Raw genomic sequence first — 1,185 nt, forward strand, 5'->3', positions numbered from 1 at the left:
CAACGTTGGAGTGTTTTTACTGATACTCCTAGTAACTCTGCAAAATCCTTTGGCTTGTAGTTTGTGATATTCGTTGTGTTCATGATTATTATATTGCCTCCTTCATAAACACATTATATCGCATTTGAGTATATTTGTATATATTTTTAATTACTAAAAATCTCTCCTATTCGTTCATCTGTCTCTTTACATTTTGAAGTATCATTTCCACATAGCAGATGGCATCGTTGATAATAAAAAAAGACTTCTATCATGACGTCTGCCACAGTAAAAGTCATGCTATCTCACCACAAGTTCAACTGTAACCCCCCTCGTATCAAGAACCATATCACAGGAACCAGCAAGGATGGCAGCAGATTTAAAGTCTTACAGTTCTTAATTCCCAGTATGGAGAGGCCCGAACTGAAAATCAGAATTCCTCCCACTATGGACACCTCACACATAAGTTCAGGAGAGATAAATGCGGAAAGGGCCCCTGCACAGAGGTAGATTCCTCCCTGCCATAAAAAGAGTACAACAGCAGCCAGAGCCATGCCAATCCCATAGGTGGATGCAAGTACCATAGAGGTTACGAAATCTAAGGTAGCGTTGGTAAACAAATAGGTGTTGTCATGATTCAGAGCACTTTGTATCGGCCCCAATATGGATAGACTTCCGATACAATATAATAGGATCCCTGTGGATAACCCCTGTCCAAGATTGGATTTTGAAAATCTTCCCACCAGATTCTGAAAACGTCCTTCCAAATTTAAAATTGTACCCAGAAGTCCCCCCGCTGCCAGGCTTAAAATAAAAAGAACCGGATACTTACTGTCCGGTATATTACTGACCGCAGCATTAATTCCAAGCACAGTGGCGGCAAGGCCCATGGCTGTATACAGGGCTCCCTGATATTCTTCTTTGATTCCCTTTCTTACTATACTGCCTATGGCACTTCCGATTAGTATTGCACCAGTGTTGACAACCGTTCCAATCATAATTTTCTTTTGTTCCTTTACAAGAGTACTTTACCACTGACTTATCTTATTTCTAATCAAAGTATAGCAAAAATCAAATCTCATTTCAATCGTATTTTGTTGCTCATTCAGGCTCCTGAATTACATTTTTAAATCCTACTTCTTTTAAGCAATGTAGAGTTTAGTCTTGTACAAGTAGATTTTACCCTTGCGTACAATCAGTGGAGGA

Annotated in this window: 1 protein-coding gene and 1 pseudogene; both read right to left on the minus strand. The window is 39.5% G+C overall.

The window, feature by feature from the left end:
• Positions 1–83, minus strand: a pseudogene (locus tag EDD59_RS18740) (IS607 family transposase); the annotation flags it as partial.
• A 201-nt stretch (positions 84–284) separates the two neighbouring features.
• A complete protein-coding gene (locus tag EDD59_RS17640; RefSeq protein WP_132384278.1) occupies positions 285–977 on the minus strand; it encodes a DUF554 domain-containing protein in 693 nt (230 codons plus the stop codon).
• Positions 978–1,185: the final 208 nt, after the last annotated feature.

Origin of the sequence: Muricomes intestini, from assembly GCF_004346165.1 — a bacterium.
Classification (GTDB): Bacteria; Bacillota; Clostridia; order Lachnospirales; family Lachnospiraceae; genus Muricomes; species Muricomes intestini.

Excerpts from the sequence above, each read along its gene's own strand:
- EDD59_RS17640 (WP_132384278.1), bottom strand. The coding sequence starts at position 977 with ATGATTGGAACGGTTGTCAACACTGGTGCAATACTAATCGGAAGTGCC.